The 18303-nt window shown below is 71.9% G+C and carries 18 protein-coding genes; 9 read left to right on the forward strand and 9 right to left on the reverse strand.

All coding sequences use genetic code 11. The features are described 5' to 3' along the window. Positions 1–103 precede the first annotated feature (103 nt). A complete protein-coding gene (locus K3888_RS15715; protein WP_230931225.1) occupies positions 104–496 on the forward strand; it encodes a hypothetical protein in 393 nt (130 codons plus the stop codon). Here the strand turns inward: K3888_RS15715 and K3888_RS15720 are convergent. Next, positions 486–1343, reverse strand: coding sequence for a tyrosine-protein phosphatase (locus K3888_RS15720; RefSeq protein ID WP_230931226.1), 858 nt, complete (start codon positions 1341–1343; stop codon positions 486–488). The genes K3888_RS15715 and K3888_RS15720 overlap by 11 nt on opposite strands. 222 nt (positions 1344–1565) lie before the next feature. Between K3888_RS15720 and K3888_RS15725 the strand changes: the two genes are divergently transcribed. Both K3888_RS15725 and K3888_RS15730 read left to right on the forward strand, forming a co-directional pair. After that, positions 1566–3293 carry an AMP-binding protein gene (locus K3888_RS15725; RefSeq protein ID WP_230931227.1) on the forward strand — a complete coding sequence of 576 codons (1728 nt, stop codon included), beginning with the start codon at positions 1566–1568 and terminating at the stop codon, positions 3291–3293. Between the two features lie 25 nt (positions 3294–3318). Next, positions 3319–4416 carry an SMP-30/gluconolactonase/LRE family protein gene (locus K3888_RS15730; RefSeq protein ID WP_230931228.1) on the forward strand — a complete coding sequence of 366 codons (1098 nt, stop codon included), beginning with the start codon at positions 3319–3321 and terminating at the stop codon, positions 4414–4416. 31 nt (positions 4417–4447) lie between these two features. On the opposite strand, the gene K3888_RS15735 is transcribed toward K3888_RS15730, so the two are convergent. After that, positions 4448–4888: a DUF4870 domain-containing protein gene (locus K3888_RS15735; protein WP_230931229.1), complete on the reverse strand. Its 441-nt coding sequence runs from the start codon at positions 4886–4888 to the stop codon at positions 4448–4450. 90 nt (positions 4889–4978) lie between these two features. On the opposite strand from K3888_RS15735, the gene ppc reads away from it, so the two are divergent. Further along, the gene (gene ppc / locus K3888_RS15740) at positions 4979–7891 is read left to right on the forward strand and encodes a phosphoenolpyruvate carboxylase (protein WP_230931230.1); all 2913 of its coding nucleotides are present in this window, start codon (positions 4979–4981) and stop codon (positions 7889–7891) included. 111 nt (positions 7892–8002) lie between these two features. Here ppc and K3888_RS15745 read toward each other — a convergent pair whose 3' ends face one another. The 4 genes from K3888_RS15745 to K3888_RS15760 are packed head-to-tail and all read right to left on the reverse strand — an operon-like array spanning position 8003 to position 11014. Beyond that, entirely contained in the window at positions 8003–9184 is a 1182-nt protein-coding gene (locus tag K3888_RS15745) for an MFS transporter (protein WP_230931231.1), read from the reverse strand. A 26-nt stretch (positions 9185–9210) separates the two neighbouring features. Beyond that, entirely contained in the window at positions 9211–9858 is a 648-nt protein-coding gene (locus tag K3888_RS15750) for a LysE family translocator (protein WP_230931232.1), read from the reverse strand. After that, on the reverse strand, positions 9855–10499 hold the full coding sequence (locus tag K3888_RS15755) for a methylated-DNA--[protein]-cysteine S-methyltransferase (protein WP_230931233.1): 645 nt from the start codon (positions 10497–10499) through the stop codon (positions 9855–9857). Before K3888_RS15755 ends, K3888_RS15750 begins: the two co-directional genes overlap by 4 nt. Continuing rightward, entirely contained in the window at positions 10496–11014 is a 519-nt protein-coding gene (locus tag K3888_RS15760) for an RNA polymerase sigma factor (protein ID WP_230931234.1), read from the reverse strand. Before K3888_RS15760 ends, K3888_RS15755 begins: the two co-directional genes overlap by 4 nt. Positions 11015–11244: 230 nt before the next feature. Here K3888_RS15760 and K3888_RS15765 point away from each other — a divergent pair, with 230 nt between their 5' ends. Next, complete coding sequence (locus K3888_RS15765; RefSeq protein ID WP_230931235.1) at positions 11245–12222, forward strand: esterase/lipase family protein; 978 nt, start codon at positions 11245–11247, stop codon at positions 12220–12222. Between the two features lie 52 nt (positions 12223–12274). Here the strand turns inward: K3888_RS15765 and K3888_RS15770 are convergent, their stop codons facing one another. From K3888_RS15770 to K3888_RS15780, 3 genes are read right to left on the reverse strand one after another with little or no spacing between them, the layout of a single operon-like run. Further along, positions 12275–12772, reverse strand: coding sequence for a hypothetical protein (locus K3888_RS15770; RefSeq protein WP_230931236.1), 498 nt, complete (start codon positions 12770–12772; stop codon positions 12275–12277). Next, positions 12769–13134 (reverse strand): MTH1187 family thiamine-binding protein, encoded by a 366-nt coding sequence (locus tag K3888_RS15775; RefSeq protein ID WP_230931237.1) that lies wholly within the window; start codon positions 13132–13134, stop codon positions 12769–12771. Before K3888_RS15775 ends, K3888_RS15770 begins: the two co-directional genes overlap by 4 nt. An 18-nt stretch (positions 13135–13152) precedes the next feature. Next, the gene (locus tag K3888_RS15780) at positions 13153–14325 is read right to left on the reverse strand and encodes an LLM class flavin-dependent oxidoreductase (protein WP_230931238.1); all 1173 of its coding nucleotides are present in this window, start codon (positions 14323–14325) and stop codon (positions 13153–13155) included. Between the two features lie 209 nt (positions 14326–14534). Between K3888_RS15780 and K3888_RS15785 the strand changes: the two genes are divergently transcribed. The 4 genes from K3888_RS15785 to K3888_RS15800 all read left to right on the forward strand — a co-directional run bounded on the left by K3888_RS15785 (position 14535) and on the right by K3888_RS15800 (position 18215). After that, positions 14535–15914, forward strand: a complete 1380-nt coding sequence (locus tag K3888_RS15785; RefSeq protein WP_230931239.1) for a flavin-containing monooxygenase — start codon at positions 14535–14537, stop codon at positions 15912–15914. Further along, positions 15911–16582, forward strand: coding sequence for a TetR/AcrR family transcriptional regulator (locus K3888_RS15790; protein ID WP_230931240.1), 672 nt, complete (start codon positions 15911–15913; stop codon positions 16580–16582). Before K3888_RS15785 ends, K3888_RS15790 begins: the two co-directional genes overlap by 4 nt. Beyond that, positions 16579–17520 (forward strand): alpha/beta hydrolase, encoded by a 942-nt coding sequence (locus K3888_RS15795; protein ID WP_230931241.1) that lies wholly within the window; start codon positions 16579–16581, stop codon positions 17518–17520. Before K3888_RS15790 ends, K3888_RS15795 begins: the two co-directional genes overlap by 4 nt. A gap of 143 nt (positions 17521–17663) precedes the next feature. Beyond that, positions 17664–18215 (forward strand): YceI family protein, encoded by a 552-nt coding sequence (locus K3888_RS15800; RefSeq protein WP_230931242.1) that lies wholly within the window; start codon positions 17664–17666, stop codon positions 18213–18215. Positions 18216–18303: the final 88 nt, after the last annotated feature.

The following is an 18303-nucleotide window of genomic DNA, read 5'->3' on the forward strand; positions in this document are numbered from 1 at the left end:
TCTCCTGACTACATCGCCACGCTGACCTGCGGCGACGCCCACCGGTTGCAATCTTCAGGATTGTGGAAGGTTCGTCGCGACAGAACTACGTAGGGTCAAAAGTATGAGTAACCGTCTGGCACTGCAGGCGTGGGAGGGCCCGCAGCCTGACACCGAGCACGCCGAGCACGCCGACCGGGAGCATCCCGCGCCGACCCGGTCCGCCGCGCACAGCAGCGCGGGGGGCACTGACGCGGCGCTCCTGCCGGCCCCGCTGCACGCCCTGGGCGCCGCCGCACTCGGCAGTCTGGCCGGGCTCGGTGCCGTCTACCTGGTGGCGTCGCGGCTGGCTGGCACGTTGGCGGCCGTGGTGGCTGTCGTCCTGATCTTCGCCGTGACCATGGCCGGGCCGTGGGTCCACGCCCGCGCGGGCACCGAACTCGGCCGCGTGATCGCCGTGGCCCTGCAGGCGGTGGCGTTCGGCGGCGCGATCGGCGGCCTGGCCATCATGACCTGAGGCGCGCCCCCAGGGCGTCCACCGCCTCGCCGTCCATCCCGGCGCCCTCTACGAGGTACCGGCGGATGTCACCGAACTCCTTCGCGAGCGCCTCGAGTGAGCGCCGGATGTTGGCCTCCTCGACCCCCATCAGCACCTCGATCGCGTCGGCCTGGTGGGGCATCTTGACCCGCACGTACTGCATGATCGCGGCGGTGAGCTCGGCGGTGTTGTTCTGCGTCAGCAGGTAGTCGGCCACCACATCTTCCTCGGAGACCCCGGCGAGGAGCTGCAGGATCGCGGAGGTCCAGCCCGTCCGGTCCTTGCCGGCGGTGCAGTGCACGATCGACGTGCCCGTGGACGCGGCCACGGCGCTGATCGCGCGCCCGAACGCGGCGCGCTCGTCGTCGCCGACGACGAACCGCTCGTAGGTGCGGGCCATCTCGCTGCGGGCCTCCTCGACGGTGACGATCCCGGAGTTCATGAGCGTCGCCGCGGTGGAGTTGCCCTGCAGGATGTCGATCTGCACGTTCCGCGCGCCCGGGACCGGAACGTCCGGCTGCTGGGCCACCTCGCCCTCGGTCCGCAGGTCCACGATGGTGGTCACGTCGAGGCTCTCGAGGATGTCCACGTCGCCGTCCGTGGCCGAGATCGCGGCCGAGCGGAACACGATCCCGCGTGCCATGGCCCCCGGCGATCCGGCCCCGGAGGGCGCGACCGGGTAGCCGGGCCCGGCCACGTCGCGGAAGTTGTGGATGCCGGACAACGTGACCACGCCGTCAGTGCCCTCGATCCGGCTGCGGACCGCCGTGTCGTCGTCGCCACCCCCGACGTCCATCCCGATGCTTCCGTCCTGCTTCGCGACCATGTCTCGACCTTCCCCCTCCGGGCCGCGCCCGAACGGGCGCGTCACGTTGTTCTTACCGGATCACGAAGCCGCCCGGCGGCGACTTGGTGCCGGAGGTGGATCATCCACGTCGATCGGCGGGCCGGCACCCCGAGCCGAGGCCGCACCAGGCACCTTGACGGGTGTCAGCAATACGGGGGATCCGTCGCCCCGCGGGCCCGCCATGGCCTACTGTCGCGGTCCATGAGCCCCGCCGCTGTCACACCCGGACGCTTCAACCCCGGACACGCCATGCCGCACGCGACGTTCGGCGACATCCTGCTCGAGCGCGCGACCGACGACCACCCGGGCCTGCGATTCGAAGACTCGTCCTGGTCGTGGCGCGAGTTCGTGGCCGAGGCCGCCGTACGCGCGGAGATCCTGCGCGCCCTGTCGCGGAAGCACGCCGGCTCCTACGCCGACCGGCCCGAGCGTTACCGCCGGCTGCATCTCGGCGTCCTGCTGGAGAACGTGCCCGAGTACCTGTTCCTGGTGTGCGGCGCCGCGATGGCGGGCGTGACGATCATCGGCATCAACCCCACGCGCCGCGGCGCGGAACTCGCCTCGGACATCCGGGGCGTCGACTGCGACGTGATAATCACCGACGACGACGGCGCCGCGCTGCTCACCGGCCTGGACACCGGTGGCGCCGGGAGTGTGGGAGTGGATTCCGCGCGGTGGCGGGAGCTGCTCGCCGCGCACGCCGGGGCCGAGCCGCGCCTGGACGAGGCCGCGCGCGACCCGCACACGCTGCTGGCCCTGCTGTTCACCTCGGGCTCGACGGGCGCGCCCAAGGCCGTGATGTGCTCGACCGGGCGGCTGGCCATGCTCGGCACGGTCAACTACCGGGGGCTGGTCCGCAGCGACGTCACCTACAACGCGATGCCGCTGTTCCACGGCAACGCCCTCATGGCCGCGTTCGCGCCGTCGGCCTACGTCGGCTGCACGTTCACGATGCGCCGCACGTTCTCGGCCTCGGGATTCCTTCCGGACGTGCTGCGCTTCGGCGCCACCTACGTCAACTACGTCGGCCGTTCCCTGTCGTATGTGCTGGCCCAGCCCGAGCGGCCGGAGGAGGCGCAGACGGCGCTGCGGATCGTGTTCGGCACCGAGGCCTCCGTGCACGACCGGGCCGAGTTCGCCCGCCGGTTCGGCGTGACTCCCGGCGAGTCCTACGGCAGCAGCGAGGGCGGCGTGGTGATCTCCCGGACACCCGGCACCCCGCCGGGAGCGCTCGGGGTCGCGGGTGCGCACATGGACGTCGCGATCCTCGACTCCCACGGTCGCGAGTGCCCGCCCGCGCGGTTCGACGCCGACGGCGGGCTCGCCAACGCGGCCGAGGCGATCGGCGAGATCTGCAACCTCAGCGGTGCAGCCCTGTTCGAGGGCTACTACCGCAACCCGGAGGCCACCGCCGAGCGCAATATCGGCGACGTTTTCCACTCCGGCGACCTGGGCTACAAGGACCCGGACGGCTACTTCTACTTCGCGGGCCGCTCCGGCGACAAGATCCGCGTGGACAGCGAGAACTTCTCCGCCGGCCCGATCGAGCGGATCCTCGACCGCTTCCCCGGCGTGCTCGTGGTGGCCGTGTACCCCGTGCCCGACCCCCGCACGGGAGACCAGGTGATGGCCGCGATCCAGCTCGAACCCGGTGCCCGCTTCGACCCCGCCGCGTTCACCGTCTTCTGCCGAACCCAGCCCGACATGGGCACCAAGTGGGCGCCCCGCTTCGTGCGGATCCTCGGCGCGATGCCGGTCACCGCCACCCGCAAGATCTCCAAGCCGAGCCTGCGTCGCGAATCCTGGACCGAGCCGGGCGAGGTCTACCTGCGGGATCCTTCCGGTGGGTACCGCCTGCTGACCGACGCCGACCGCGCCGAGCTGCTCGCCCAGTACGAGACCCACGGCCGCCGACCCGCCGGCGTGTGAGTGAGCGGGGTGTGAAGATAGGACCATGCAGCCTCTCCGCCAGGTGATCGCGGCCCTCGGTGTCGCCGTCGTCGTCCCCACCATCGCTCTGACCGCCACCCACGGCGCCGCGTCCGCCGATCCGCTCGGCTCGGCGGTGGTCGGCGCGGCCACCTCGCTGGGGGCCGTCGGCGCACCCGTGTCGGGGTCGGTGGAGGCGGTGCCGTCGGGCTCCCACGCGGGCTCGGTCGCCGCGCTCGACGCCGGGTCGGACGCGGCGTTCGACCTGGGGACGTCCTCGGACTCCGCCGGGGCCCCGATCGGCGCGTGTGAGGGCCCCACGCCGCGCGTGATGACGTTCGGCGCCACCCCACCGCCGGTGCTGGGCTGGACCGAGAACATGGCGTTCGACGCCCGGGGACGCCTGTGGGTGTCGAAGACGTTCCTGGACCGCGTCGACGCGTACGACGACGACGGCGAGGTGGTCGCCAGCGTCCCCGTGCGCGCGCCCGGGGGAATCGCCCCGGGCCCCGACGGGCGCATGCACGTCGCGGCCGGGACCGGCTATCTCGCCGACCGCTCCGATCTCGTCACCTTCGACCCCGGGGCGGAGCGGCCGGAGGCGCGCATCGAGGCCCGGCTGGAGAACCGGAAGAACGGGCTGGCCGTGGATTCAGACGGCAACCGCTACCTCACGAGCCTTGAGGACACCGGGCTGACCAGGGTCGGTCCGGACGGCGAAGTGGACCACGACTGGTCGCGGGCCGCCACGCTCGGGGTGTCCAACGGGATCGCGATCGAGGGCGACACCGCGTATGTCACGCAGTCCACCGACCGGACCGTGGTGCACGCCGTCCCGCTGGACCGGCCGGGCGAGTGGACCACCACCGAGCTGACCGCGCCGCCCACCACTCCGCGGGGGCTCGACGATCTCGACATCACCGCCGAGGCACTGTTCGTGACCTCGTGGTCCTCCGGCGAGGTGTACCGGATCGACCGGGCCAGCGGCGAGGCGTGCGTGCTGGTCGGCGGGATCCCGCGGGCGACGAGCGTGCTGGTGGCCGACGGGTTCGGCGACTTCGGGCCGGGCGACCTGCTGGTCTCCTCACTGCACGGGCCGATCCGGCACGTTGCGCTGGGCTGAGTCAGAGGGCGCGGTCAGGGCTGGGAGCGGCTCAGCGCAGCACCTTGAGCTGGAACGGGTAGTTCATCGTCTCGCCCTTGGTCGCACGGAGAGTGCCGATCACGTGGCCGATTATCTGGCCGAGGAAGGACACCGCGAGCAGGATCAGGCCGATCGGGATGCCGATGACCGTGATGATGAAGATCCAGCCGACGATGCTCATCAGCCACAGGCCGAGGTTGAAGTTGAACGAGCCCGCGGCGGCCTGGCGGACGAACGGGCTGCGGTCCTTGTAGATCAGCCACATCACGAGCGGGCCGACGAAGGACAGCCACCCGGCCGAGATCACCATGGCGATGAGGCTGGAGGCGTGTGCGAGGGCCGCGGCGGTGCGGTGTTCGGAGTCGACCGGGACGGGCTGGCCCGGCTGGTGGCCGTAGGGGCCGCCGGGGGTGGGCTCGCCGTACTGCTGAAATCCGGGCTGCTGCGTCATGTCTCCAGTGTCCTCGCCGGGCGGTGGGCCCGCATCAGGGATGACCCGGGGATTCACGCGGATGTCATACCCCGCGCCTACCCTGGCGCCATGGCCGACCACAGCGAGCCCACCCAGTCCGAGTCCGTTCTGCCCCCGGCCGTCACGACCGACGGGCCCGACCCGCTCGAGGGGGCCGTCGCCCCGTTGCGGGACGACGTGCGGTTCCTCGGCGCACTGCTGGGCGACACCGTTCGCGAGCAGGAGGGCCGCGAGGTCTTCGACCTGGTGGAGACCGCCCGTCGCACCGCGTTCGCCGTCCGCCGCTCGCAGGCCGACCGCGACGAGGTGTCCGCCCTGTTCACCGACGTGCCCACCGATCGGGTGATCCCGGTGATCCGGGCGTTCTCGCTGTTCGCACTCCTGGCCAACGTGGCCGAGGACCTGCACCAGGAGCGCCGCCGCCGGATCCACACCGCCGCCGGTGAGCCCCCGCCGGACGGCGATCTCGACGCGACCTGGGCCCGCCTGGCGGACGCCGATCCCGATCCCGAGCGGCTGGCCGCCGTCTGCGCCACCGCCCGCGTCGCGCCCGTGCTCACCGCCCACCCCACCGAGACGCGCCGCCGGACGGTCTTCCAGGTCACCCGGCGGATACTCGATCTCATGCGCCGCCGCGACGCCCTGCGCACCGGTCCCGCCGACCGGGTGTCGGAGGCGGAGATCGAGGCGATCGAACTCGACATCCGCCGCCAGGTGCTCACCCTGTGGCAGACGGCCATCATCCGCAGCGAACGGCCCCGCATCGAGGACGAGGTCCTGGGCGGACTGCAGTACCACGAGGCCACGCTCATGGACGTGATCCCGCCGCTCAACGCGGAGATCGCCGAACGGCTGGGCTGCGGCGACCGGCCCATGGTGCGCCCCGGCTCGTGGATCGGCGGGGACCGCGACGGCAACCCGTACGTCACCGGGGACGTGGTGCGCTTCGCCACCGGCCAGGCCGCCGCGCTGCTGCACCGGCACTACGCCGACCAGCTGAGACTGCTCGAGCAGGAACTGTCCCTCTCGCGGCGCCTGGTGGAGGTGCCCGCCGAGCTGCGAGACCTCGCGGACTCCCTCGCGGAGGCCGACGAGCCGGGAGCCGGGGCGCGCGAGGACGTCCCGTTCCGCCGCGCCGTGCGGGTGGTCCGGCGTCGGCTCGCGGCGCGGGAGAGGTCGTTGTCGTCGTCGGGATCATCGCCCGGGGCGGTGGGTGCGGCCGGTGGCGGCGACGACGAGGCCTCCACCCCGGGCCCGTACTCCTCCCCCGCGCAGATGCTGGCGGACCTCGACGTGATCGACGCCGCGCTCGGTGAGGTCGGCGGCGACCTGCTGCGGACGCCGCGCCTGCGTGACCTGCGGTGGGCGCTGCGCACGTTCGGGTTCCACCTGCAGGCGCTGGACATGCGGCAGAACTCGGAGTCGCACGAGGAACTGCTCGGCGAGCTGTTCGCGCTGGCCGGCGTGACCGAGGACTACGCGGCGCTCGACGAGGACGCGCGCGTGGAGCTGCTGCTGACCGAGCTGTCGCACGACCGGCCGCTGCTCGGGCCGCGCGCGGAGCTGTCCGAGACGGCGGCGCGCGAGCTGGGCGTCATGCGGGCGGCGGCCGCGGCCGTGGACCTGCTCGGACCCGAGGTGGTGCCGCACTACATCGTGTCGATGTGCGGGTCCGTGTCGGACCTGCTCGAGCCCGCGATCCTGCTGCGCGAGGTGGGACTGTTCTCGGGCGATCCGGCCGAGCCGCGGTCGGACGTGCGGCTCATCCCTCTGCTCGAGACCATCGACGACCTGGCGGCCGGGCCCGGAATCCTCGACGCGGCGCTGGCGATCCCGCAGTTCCGGGCTCTCGTGCGCGGGCAGGGCGACGTGCTCGAGGTGATGCTCGGCTACTCGGACTCCAACAAGGACGGCGGCTACCTGGCCGCGAACTGGGCGCTGTATGAGGCCGAACGCGATCTCGCCGAGATCGCGGACCGCGCCGGCGTGCACCTGCGCTACTTCCACGGCCGCGGCGGCGCTGTGGGCCGGGGCGGTGGCAACTCCTACGACGCGATCCTCGCCCAGCCGCCCGGCGCGGTGCAGGGGGCGCTGCGGATCACCGAGCAGGGCGAGGTCATCTCTGCCAAGTACTCCGAGCCGCAGCGCGCGCGCCGGAACCTGGAAGCGCTGGTCGCGGCCACGCTCGAGGCCTCGCTGCTGGACGTCGAAGGGCTCGGCGAGGACGCCGGCGAGGCCTATGGGGTGATGGGTGAGCTCGCGCGGCTCGGGCGCGAGGCGTACGCGTCGCTGGTTCACTCCGACCCCGGGTTCATCGAGTACTTCACCACCTCGACTCCGGTCAGCGAGATCGGGGAGCTCAACATCGGGTCCCGGCCCACGTCCCGGAAGCAGACCGCCGGGGTCGAGGACCTGCGGGCGATTCCGTGGGTGCTGTCGTGGTCGCAGTCGCGGGTGATGCTGCCCGGTTGGTTCGGGGTGGGCACGGCGCTGCGCCGCTGGGTCGACGGCGACGGCTCGGCGGGTAGCGCGGTCGGCGCCTCTGCCGGCTCCTTTGCCGACTCCTCACCCGAGGAGCGGCTCGCCACGCTGCGGCGGCTCTACGCCGACTGGCCGTTCCTGCGCACCACGCTGTCGAACATGGCGCAGGTGATGGCCAAGGCCGACATGGATCTCGCGGGCCGCTACGCCTCGCTGGTTCCCGACGCCGAGGTGGGCCGGCGCATCCATGGCGTCATCTCCGAGGAGTTCGACCTGGCGCGCGAGATGCTGCTGTCGGTGACCGGCCACGAGACGCTGCTCGACGACAACCCGGCGCTCGCCCGGTCCGTCCGCAACCGCTTCCCGTACCTCGAGCCGCTCAACGTCCTGCAGGTCGAGTTGCTGCGCCGCTACCGCTCCGGGGACGAGGATCCGAAGGTCCGCACCGGCATCCAGCTCACCATGAACGGCCTGGCCACGGCGCTACGCAACTCCGGCTGACCGGCCCCTTTCCTCCTCAAGAGTGTTCGGCACACGTTTTGCCAGAAGCACCTGCGCCGAACGCTCTTATCAATGAGGTGGCGAGGCGGCGGGGTGCACCGGGACCGGCGGTCAGCGGAGTTGGCGGGCCGTCAGCGGGATCAGCAGCGCGCACACCACCGCGATCGCGGCGATCCACGGCACCGGCCCGCCGAAACGCGAGAGCTCGGCGAGCACGTACGGGGTGCCCATCCCCAGGTAGGCGATCACGTAGAACACGGCTACGAGCCCGGCGTGATCGCGCGGGCCGGCCTGCAATTCGACCTCCACCAGGCCCGCGACCAGCAGCGTTCCGTAGCCGATGCCCAGCAGCACCGCGACGGGCAGCAGCCACAGCGCACGACCCGGCAGACCCGAAGCGGCGGCCAGGATCGCGCCGGCAGCCATACCGAGCGAGGCGGCCGCAAGCCCGACGATCGGCGGGCGGGACGCGGGCGCGGTCTCGGCGAGTCGGCGGATCACCGGCTGGATCAGCACTCCGGACCCCAGCGTCACGCCCACCATCACGCCCGCGTACGCGGTGGGCACGCCCCAGGCGTCGCCGCCGAGCAGGTCGGCCAGCACCGCGAACGACATGCTGGCGCAGCCGAACACCAGCCACGCCCACGGCGCCACGCCCAGCAGGAAGCGGCGCCGGCCGGCGCTGGCGGGGAGGAGCGGCGACGACGCGGTCTGCCCCGAAGGCTGGTACGGGTCGGCCGCGTTCCACGCCGCCACCAGCGCGACGGCCCCCAGGACGAGGTGCGGCACGTACGGCGAGATCATCGGCGCGGGCACCCACTGGCCGATCAACCCGGCGACCAATCCGCCGAGCCCGAACCCGCCCGTCAGGGCGATGGCGGCCCGCCGCGCACCCGTGCCCGGTGGGTCCCCGGCGGAGAGCTCGCGCACCCAGGCACTGCCTGCCCCGAACGCGGCGCCGGAGGCGAGCCCGGCCAGGAACCGGCCGGCGTAGAGCCACAGCGGGTCCTGGGGCCCGAAGAACATGCAGGAGGTCGCGACCAGCGACAGCACCAGCACCGGACGCATGAGCACGCGCCGCCCGTTGCGGTCCGACCAGCGTCCCGCCACCAGCAGCGTGGGCAGCAGGCCGACGATGTACACGCTGAACATCGCGGTGACGTCGGACTGCGAGAGCCCCTGGTCGGTGCGGTACAGGAACAGCAGCGGCGCGAACTGGTTGGCGCCCCACCCCACGGCGAACACCGCGAGGGCTGCGCGCAGCCAGCTGCGGTGGTCGACGTGAGAATCCATGCAGGAGAACTTAGCCCGCCTCCCGGTCAGGCGAGCGCGGCGACCACGAAGGCCACCCCCACGCCGACGAACAGCACGCTGGCCACGAGGTCGACCCACGGGAGTAGCCGCCCCACACGCTCGTTGACCACCCGGTGCGACGCGACCAGCGCGAGCCCGCCGAACCAGGCCAGCGCGACGGCGATCAGCCCCGCGACGATCCCCACCGACGCCACCACCGAGACCTCGCCACTCAAGAACGGCGTGAGCACGGCGCCGAAGAACACGAGCGCCTTGGGATTGGCGAGGTTGGTGAGCAGTCCGCGCATGAAGTCGGCCCGCGGCAGCAGATCGGGCGCGGACGGCGCGGGCGGGGCGGGTTGGGCTGGCGCGGGCGGGGTCGCGCGAGATCGCCACCAGCCGCGCAGTCCGAGCACGCCGAGGGTGGCCAACAGCAGTCCGCCGGCGACCTGGAGCGCGACCATGACCTGCGGGTACACGCGAACGAGCGCCGCGACGCCGGCGAACGCGGCCACGAGCCACACCGACAGTCCGGCGACGATGCCCACCGCGGTGGCCACCCCCTGTCGCCGCCCGGTGAGGGATCGCTGGAGGACGACGACGACGTCGGGCCCCGGCGAGATGACGGCCACCACCCACACCGCGAACAGCGCGGTCACGGCTGCAGCGGTCACGCGGCCGATTCCATCGCGAGGAGCCGCTGCTTCGCCTCGACGCCGCCGCGGTACCCGCCGAGCCCGCCGTCGGACCGCAGGATCCGGTGGCACGGCCACACGAGCGGGAGCGGGTTGGTGGCGCACGCGGTGCCCACCGCCCGGACCGCGCCGGGCCGGTCGAGTTCCGCTGCGAGCTGCTTGTAGGTGGCGGTCCGGCCGTAGGTGACGTCGGCGAGGTGACGTTGCACCTGCCCGCGGAAGCCGGTGGCCAGGCGGGTGTCCAGAGGCAGGTCGAAGTCGCGGCGGTCGCCGGTGAGGTACTCGTCGAGCTGGGCCGCGGCCGCGTCGAGGACCGCCGGGAAGCCGTCCGCGCCCGGCGCGTCGGTACGCAGCACGCGGGGACCCACGCGGGTCGCGAGCATGTCGAGGACGTCGTCGGTGTTCTCGACCTCGAACGCCACGTAGACCAGACCGTCGGTGGTCGCCGCCAGGAGGAGCCCGCCGATCGGCGAGTCGACCACCCGGTAGGCCACATCCACCAGGTCACCGCGCACGGCCTCGGCGGCCAGCCGATCGCGCAGGCCGGCGATGTCGGCGGGGGCGCCCCGCAGGCGCTCGACTGTGCGCCCGGCCGTGCGGTCGGTGTCGTGATCGGTCATGATTCCTGCTCCTTCACCATCATCCTGCGCAGGGCGGCCACCCCGTCCGAGGCGGCGCGCCTGGCCGCCGCCTCCGAACCCCCCGTCAATGCCGCTATCTCGGAATACCGGAGACCGCCCAGATACCGGTAGGCCACACAGACCCGCTGCCGGGCCGGCAGGGCCGAGACGATGGTCCAGATCTCGTGATCGTCGACGGTGGCGGCGGGGTTGTCGTCGTCGTCATTTCCTCCCACGCCACGCGCGTCGAGGAGCGCGAGGTCGTCGGCGACTCCACCCGGGGCATCCGCGCGCGCGGATGCGCGGACGACATCCACGGCCCGTCGGTGCGCGACCCGGACCAGCCAGGCCTCGACGTTCGTGTCCTCCGGCAGGTCCGGCCACGCGCGCAGTGCCGAGAGGAAGGTCTCGGACCAGGCGTCGTCGGCGTCGGCGCCGGGGCCCAGTACCGCGCGGCAGACCCGCAGGACGGTGGGGCCGTGGCGCTGTACCGCCGCGTCGAAGGCTGACCTCATGGGCCCGATTCTCCCCTCCTCGTCCGGTGGCCCGCGCGGGGCCGTTCACGAGGTAGTCGCGGCCGGCGGCATTTCCGTGAGGTGGCGGGGTGTCCGAAGGCAGAGCGGGCGCGAGGGGAAGCGACGGGTGGCCGCTCGACCGGGGCAGATTCTCAGGCCGCGCCTGTTCACTTTCGCGCGAGCGGCTCGCATACTGTGCTCAGCCTCACTTCTCCCCCCTCGGAGCCGTCATGTTGTTCCCCCGCCGTTGCGCCTCGCATCCCTCTCGCTCCCGGCTGGCCGGTCTGATCACCGCCGCCGCGCTCGCGATCCCGCTCGTGGCCGGGCCTGGGGTGGGCGCCGCGGCCGCGCAATCGTTGGAGGAAGGTGCGATCGGGGAACAGGTGCGCGCGCTCGAGGAGTCCGAGGAGTTCGGCCACCACGTGACCGCTGCCCTCAACGGCGCCAACGGCCCGCTCGGCGCCCCGGGCCCGCCCGCCGTCGTGGACACGCCGGTCAACTGCCGGCCGACGCCCGCGCATCCGCGGCCGGTCATCCTCGTGCACGGCACCTTCGACAACGGCCCCAACACCATGCCGCGTTTCGGCGTGCCGCTGCAACAGCAGGGCTTCTGCGTGATCGCCCCGACGCTCGGCGCCTACGCCGCCAAGCCGGAGCGGGGCGGGCTCGACTCGATCGTCGGCGCCTCCGGCCCGCAGCTCGCCGGGGTGATCGACCACGTCCGGGCGGTGACCGGGGCCGAGCAGGTCGACCTGGTGGGTTACTCGCAGGGCGCGGCGATCGCCGGCTACACGACCAAGATGCTGCGGCCGGGTGCTGTCGGGCGCGTGGTGTCGGTCGGCGGGTTCTGGGGTGGCAACCATGGCGGGCTCGTCCCCGACGGCCTCCCGTCCGAGGCCGCCGTCGCCGGGCTGTGGGCCGCCAACCTGCGCGGACTCGCCGAGCTGGCGCCGCACAGCCCGATGCTCGTGGCGTGGAACGGCCTCGAGGGCAGCCCGTATCTGCCGGGGGTCGACTACACGATCATCGCGACCCGCGGCGACGAGCTGCTGCCGCCCGAGCGCAGCTTCGTCGTCGGACCGGGCGTCCGGACCGTTGTCTCCGAGGACGCGTGCGGCGGCGGGCCGACGACCCATGCCGGGATGTCGGTGGACCCGCGTACGCACGCGCTGGTGTCGCAGGCACTCGGCGGGGCAGGCGGCTGTTGACGACCGAGGGCCGCTGGCCGAGTGCTGCAGTTGACCCGGCCGGCCCGGCGGATCAGGCGTTATCGCGCGGCTGCTCCTGCTTGTCTCCCTGCTTGTGCGCCTGCGTGAGCTCGTAGGCGTCACGCAGGCCCAGGCCCGGATGCGCCACCCGCAGCCGGCGGACGGTGTCGACTTCTCCTGCCGCCTGCTGCGCGGTGGCTTCCACCTCCGCGGACGAGATGCCGGCGACGATGCGCTGCGAACGATCTTCGGCGGCACCGGCGAACCACCACTGGTGGGCGGCCGAGGCGAAGAGCAACGCCGCGAGCGCACCCCACAGCAGGAAATCGACCACTGACGCGTCCTCCGAGAACACCGTGCCACCGAGCACGACCAGCGCACCTATCCCGCCGGCCAGCGTGGTCACCGTGTACGCGATGGTCTGCCCACTCCGCCTGCGCCGCGCACCCGTCTCGGACGCCACCTCACCCACAGCGCGCTGGTCAGCAGCGTCGGGCGACTGCGCGGACGATTGCCCGAACGAGTGCTCGGCGGAGCCACCGGTGGTCATCGGCGGGCTGCCTCGTCGTCGTCGGACCCGGAAGCCCCGCCACCCCCGGAGGCGTCGTCCGAGCCCGCGAGCCGACGCTCGACCCTCTCGACCTTGCCCGCGATCTCCCCGCTGCGCCCCGGCCGCAGGTCCGCCTTGAGCACCAGGCTGACCCGCGGCGAGACGGCCAGGACGGCGTCGGTCGCGGCGCGGATCACCGGCATGACCTCGTCCCATTCGCCCTCGATGGTGGTGAACATCGAGGTGGTCTCGTGGGGCAGGCCCGAGTCGCGGACGACGCGCACGGCCTCGGCGACCGCCTCACTCATGGAGGCGGTCTCGTCAGCGGTCGTGGTAGGGGCTACGGAGAACGCGAACAGCATGCGCACACCGTAAACCCGTCAGAGCCTCGAGACGGCCTGGGGTACCCCGGGTGTGAACCCGGCCTCAGTCAGAAGCTCCCGCACGCGGGGGATGACTTTACGTCCGTAGAGGTCGATGGAGGTCATGAGATCGTCGTGCGGAGTGGGCCCGGAGGCGTACTTGAGGTCGAAGCGGTCCAGGCCGAGGGTGCGCACGGTGGTGGCGATCTTCTGCGCCACCGTCTCGGGCGAGCCGACGTACATGGCGCCGGAGCGGGCCTCGCGGTGGAAGTCGGCCTCGGTCGCGTCGCCCCAGCCGCGCTCGCGCCCGATCTGGTTGCGGTTGGTCAGCCAGTGCGGCATCGCAAGTTCGGCGGCCTTGGCGTCGGTCTCGGCGATGAAGCCGGGCGAGTGGACGGCGATCGGCAGGCGCGGAGCCTCCGAGCCGGCGAGCTGCGCGTTCGCCTCGCGGTACAGGTCGGCGAACGGCGCGAACCGGCCGGCGGGGCCACCAATGATCGCCAGCATGAGCGGCTGCCGGTAGCGGGCCGCGCGCACGACCGACTCGGGGCTGCCGCCCACCGCGATCCAGGAGGCGAGCCCGCCCTCGGTCTTGGGGTAGACGTGCTGTTTCACCAGCGGCGGACGCAGCTCGCCGGACCACGTGACAGGACCCTCCGGCAGCAGCGCGGAAAACAGGTCGAGCTTCTCCGAGAACAGTTGCTCGTACTGCTGCAGGTCGAGGCCGAACAGCGGGAACGACTCGGTGAACGAACCGCGGCCCAGCACCACCTCGGCACGGCCGTTCGAGAGGGCGTCGACGGTGGAGAAGCGCTGGAAGACGCGGATGGGGTCGTCGCTGGACAGCACGGTCACGGCCGAGCCGAGGGTGATGCGCTCGGTGCGGGTGGCGATGCCGGCCAGCACCACGTCGGGGGCGGAGACGGCGAAGTCGGGCCGGTGGTGCTCGCCGATCCCGAACGCGTCGACGCCCACCCGGTCGGCGAGGACGCCCTGCTCCACCACGTCGCGCAGGACCTGTGCGTGGTGGACGGGTCGACCGGCGCGGTCGACGGTGATGTCGCCGAAGGTGTCGAGACCGAAGGCGACGCGCCCCGGGGCGACGCCGTGTGCGGGGGGCACCGGGGCCGAGTTAGACGACGACGACGAGGTGGTGCCGGCGGGGCCGTGGGCGGAGGCGGAGGAGTTCATACCGACACTCTAGATGACGCGTCAACCAGATTGCTGCCGCCGGTCCGCCCGCCGCGTGGCGCCGATGCCTGTGTTTCATCTGCGCCCCCAGGTCGCCCCGTGCAGAATGTAGGTTGTTGACGCTCGTCAACCACGGGCCATAATGTGACGCATGCCATAGTTTCCGGGCAACTGTTCGCGCTCGGGCGTCCCTGCCGAAGAGGTTTTCTATGACATCCACCCCTTCCGTCGCCGTGATCGGTGCGGGCATCAGCGGGCTGACCGCTCTGAAGATGCTCGAGGACTACGGGATCGAGGCCGTGTGCTTCGAGGCGTCGGACCGGATAGGTGGCAACTGGGCGTTCGACAACCCCAACGGCAGCTCGAGCGCCTACCGCTCGCTGCACATCGACACCTCCAAGCATCAGCTGAGCTTCCGCGACTTCCCGATGCCGGAGGAGTTCCCGGACTTTCCGCACCACACGCAGATCAAGCAGTACTTGGACGACTACGCGGACGCCTTCGACCTGCGGGGGTCCATCGAGTTCGAGACCCGCGTGCAGCACGCCGAGCGACTGCCCGAGGGCGGCTGGGAGCTCACGCTCGAGCGCACCGGATCGGCGGCGGGCGAGCCGGCCGGGACCCGACGATTCGATCTGTTGGTGGTGGGCAACGGCCACCACTGGGACCCACGGTTCGCCGACTTCCCGGGTGAGTTCACCGGCGAGATGATCCACTCGCACGCCTACATCGACCCGTGGGACCCCCTGCACCTCATGGACAAGAAGATCCTCGTGGTGGGGATCGGCAACAGCGCCGCCGACATCGCCGTGGAGCTCTCCTCCAAGGTGATGCGCAACGAGGTGGTGCTGTCCACCCGCTCGAGTGCGTGGATCGTGCCCAAGTACATCGCCGGCAAGCCGGCGGACAAGTACTTCGCCACGCTGCCGTACGTGCCGTACTCGTGGCAGCGCAAGATCATCCAGAAGATGCAGCCGATGTCGGCGGGCCGACCTGAGTCGTACGGACTGCCGGCCCCCAACCACCAGTTCTTCGAGGCACACCCCACCCAGTCCGTGGAGCTCCCCCTGAGGTTGGGGTCCGGCGACGTGGTGGCCAAGGGGGACATCGCACGGCTGGACGGCCGGACCGTGCACTTCGCCGACGGCACCAGCGGAGAGTTCGACGTGATGATCCAGGCCACCGGCTACAACACCACGTTCCCGTTCTTCGACCGCGAGTTCCTCAGCGCGGACGCCCACAACCACATCCCGCTGTACAAGCGGATGTTCTCCCCCGGCATCGACGACCTCGTGTTCGTGGGCTTCGCCCAGTCGACGCCCACCCTGTTCCCGTTCGTCGAGGCGCAGGCCAGACTGGTGGCCGCGTGGGCCGCCGGCCTCTACGCCACCCCGGATATCGAGGAGATGCGCCGCGTGATCGTGGAGGACGAGAAGAAGTACATCGGCCACATGCTGGACACCCCCCGGCACCAGCAGCAGGTCGACTACTTCCTGTATGAACACGACATGCGCACCACGGAGATCCCCCGCGGCCTCGAGCGCGCGCGGGCACGCCGCGCCACCGCCCAGACGCGGGTGACGGCATGAGCCCCGCGGCCCCGTCGGGCAGCACCTCGCCCCGCGGCGACCGGCGCCGGGAGGACATCCTCTCCGCCCTCGACGAGCGCCTGAAGACCACCGCGCTCGACGACATCTCGGTAGCCGATCTCACCGAGGCGGCGGGCATCACCCGATCGGCGTTCTACTTCTACTTCGACTCCAAGGCCGCGGCGGTGTCCATGCTGCTGGTGGTGGTGAACAAGGAGGCCGGCGAGGCCATCGACATCATCGTGGGCGGCGAGGGCGACTTCCGCCGACGCGTGACCGCCGGGCTCACCCGGCTCATCGACCGCGTGCTGGAGGTCGACCACATCTACCGTGCCCTGCTCACCGCGCGCACCAAGCACGAGCCGACGCGCGAGATGTGGGACGCCGGACGCCGCTATAACGCCGCGCCGGTCGCCGACTTCATCCGCGCCGAACGCGCAGCCGGCCGCGCCCCCGACGGTGCCGATGCCCAGAGCCTGGCCGAAGGCCTGATGCAGCTCAACCAGCAGATCCTCGAGCGCGTCGTCTACGAGCCGGGGGCGCCACGGGACGCGCTCCTGGCCATCACCACGGACATGTGGGTCCGCACCGTCTACGGCCGTATCGATCCGGCCGTCGACCCCGCCGGCGCGACGGATGCCGCCTTGACCGCGGGGAGCGCCGAATGACGAGCCCCGTCGATGTCACGTTCCGGTCCGGCACCGGCCGCGAAGCCGCGGACTGCCGCGGCTGGTCCCTGCCCGCCGCCGCTCCGGCCGGCCGGGTCGACGACAGTCCCGAACCCGGCGACGGCCCGCGCCCCTGCGTCGTGCTGGCCCACGGCCTGGGCGGCACCGCCGACTCGGGGCTGATGCCGTTCGCCGAGGCGTTCGCCGCCGCCGGGTACGCAGCCCTCGCCTTTGACTACCGCGGCTTCGGTCGCTCGGACGGCGGGCCCCGCCAGGTGGTCTCCCCCGCACGCCAGCAGGAGGACTACCGCGCCGCGATCGCCGCGGCGGCCGCCCGGCCCGGCGTGGACCCGGGTCGGATCGTGCTGTGGGGCTGCTCGCTGGCCGGCGGGCACGTCCTCGAGGTGGCCCGCGGACGCGAGGACATCGCCGCGGTGATCTCCATGATCCCGCTGGTCGACGGCCGTGCCGCGGCCATGGCGGCCGCGAGGCAACACAAGCCCACCGCCCTCCTGCGGGCCACGGGCACCGCGCTCGCCGCGAAGGCCGTCGCCGCGACGGGCCGCCCCGAACCCATGGTCCCGCTGGCCGGCCCGCCCGGCTCGACCGCGCTGCTCTCCCTCGAGGGTTACGAGGAGGCCTACACGTCCGTCGCGGGCTCTACGTGGCGCAACGAGGTGGGCGCCTCGATCGGCACCGAGTTGGGCTCGTTCCGGCCCGCCCGGCATGCGGACGACCTCGTCGTCGTCCCCCTGCTCGTCCAGATCGCCGACCTGGACCGGAGCGCCCCGCCGCACGCCGCCGCGACGGCCGCGTTCGCCGCGCGCGCCGAGGTGCGGCACTACCCGGGCGACCACTTCGATCTGTTCGCCGGGCGCCCCTGCCACGACCGCGCGGTGCGGCACGCCGTCCACTTTCTGCGGCGCCACGTGGGCTGAGACCGGGGCCCGACGCGCGTACCGTGTGAGACACACCACAACCTCACTTGTTGACACGTCACTCAAACAGACCTACTGTTGGTGACACAACAACAAGAAGTTGCCCGGCTCCACAGCCGGGGCCAACCCCACAAGGAGTCACCATGACCGCTCAGCTCAACGACCTCACCGGCACCTGGACCCTCGACGACACCCACACCCGTCTGGGCTTCGTCACCCGCCACGCGATGATCACCAAGGTGCGCGGCTCGTTCAACGACTTCACGGGCACCGTCACCGTGCCGGAGAGCGGCATCAGCGGCGCCGAGGCCAAGGTCACGATCAACGCCTCCTCGATCGACACCCGCAACGCCGACCGCGACGGCCACCTCAAGTCGAACGACTTCTTCGACATGGAGACCTACCCGGAGATCACCTTCACCTCCACCAAGATCGCCCCGAACGGCGACGGCGGCGTCGACGTGACCGGCGACCTCACCATCAAGGACACCACCAAGTCCGTGACGATCCCCTTCACCTACGAGGGCACCGCCACCGACCCGTTCGGCAACCAGCGCGCTGGCTTCGAGGGCACCACCGTCATCGAGCGCAAGGACTTCGGCCTCACCTGGAACGCCACGCTCGAGACCGGCGGCGTGCTGGTCTCGGAGAAGGTCACCCTCGAGATCGAGGTCTCGGCCATCAAGAGCGCCTGACCTGCTCTTTCGCGGCTGACACCGCGCCCCGGCTCTGAGCCGGACGACACCGCCCACCCGGAGAACCCGGGTGGGCGGTGTTCTGCAT

Source organism: Dietzia aurantiaca (genome assembly GCF_021033825.1).
Taxonomy (GTDB): domain Bacteria; phylum Actinomycetota; class Actinomycetes; order Mycobacteriales; family Mycobacteriaceae; genus Dietzia; species Dietzia aurantiaca.

Coding starts and splice junctions, on each gene's coding strand:
- K3888_RS15715 (WP_230931225.1), top strand. CDS start 104: ATGAGTAACCGTCTGGCACTGCAGGCGTGGGAGGGCCCGCAGCCTGAC.
- K3888_RS15720 (WP_230931226.1), bottom strand. CDS start 1,343: ATGGTCGCGAAGCAGGACGGAAGCATCGGGATGGACGTCGGGGGTGGC.
- K3888_RS15725 (WP_230931227.1), top strand. CDS start 1,566: ATGAGCCCCGCCGCTGTCACACCCGGACGCTTCAACCCCGGACACGCC.
- K3888_RS15730 (WP_230931228.1), top strand. CDS start 3,319: ATGCAGCCTCTCCGCCAGGTGATCGCGGCCCTCGGTGTCGCCGTCGTC.
- K3888_RS15735 (WP_230931229.1), bottom strand. CDS start 4,888: ATGACGCAGCAGCCCGGATTTCAGCAGTACGGCGAGCCCACCCCCGGC.
- ppc (WP_230931230.1), top strand. CDS start 4,979: ATGGCCGACCACAGCGAGCCCACCCAGTCCGAGTCCGTTCTGCCCCCG.
- K3888_RS15745 (WP_230931231.1), bottom strand. CDS start 9,184: ATGGATTCTCACGTCGACCACCGCAGCTGGCTGCGCGCAGCCCTCGCG.
- K3888_RS15755 (WP_230931233.1), bottom strand. CDS start 10,499: ATGACCGATCACGACACCGACCGCACGGCCGGGCGCACAGTCGAGCGC.
- K3888_RS15760 (WP_230931234.1), bottom strand. CDS start 11,014: ATGAGGTCAGCCTTCGACGCGGCGGTACAGCGCCACGGCCCCACCGTC.
- K3888_RS15765 (WP_230931235.1), top strand. CDS start 11,245: ATGTTGTTCCCCCGCCGTTGCGCCTCGCATCCCTCTCGCTCCCGGCTG.
- K3888_RS15770 (WP_230931236.1), bottom strand. CDS start 12,772: ATGACCACCGGTGGCTCCGCCGAGCACTCGTTCGGGCAATCGTCCGCG.
- K3888_RS15775 (WP_230931237.1), bottom strand. CDS start 13,134: ATGCTGTTCGCGTTCTCCGTAGCCCCTACCACGACCGCTGACGAGACC.
- K3888_RS15780 (WP_230931238.1), bottom strand. CDS start 14,325: ATGAACTCCTCCGCCTCCGCCCACGGCCCCGCCGGCACCACCTCGTCG.
- K3888_RS15785 (WP_230931239.1), top strand. CDS start 14,535: ATGACATCCACCCCTTCCGTCGCCGTGATCGGTGCGGGCATCAGCGGG.
- K3888_RS15790 (WP_230931240.1), top strand. CDS start 15,911: ATGAGCCCCGCGGCCCCGTCGGGCAGCACCTCGCCCCGCGGCGACCGG.
- K3888_RS15795 (WP_230931241.1), top strand. CDS start 16,579: ATGACGAGCCCCGTCGATGTCACGTTCCGGTCCGGCACCGGCCGCGAA.
- K3888_RS15800 (WP_230931242.1), top strand. CDS start 17,664: ATGACCGCTCAGCTCAACGACCTCACCGGCACCTGGACCCTCGACGAC.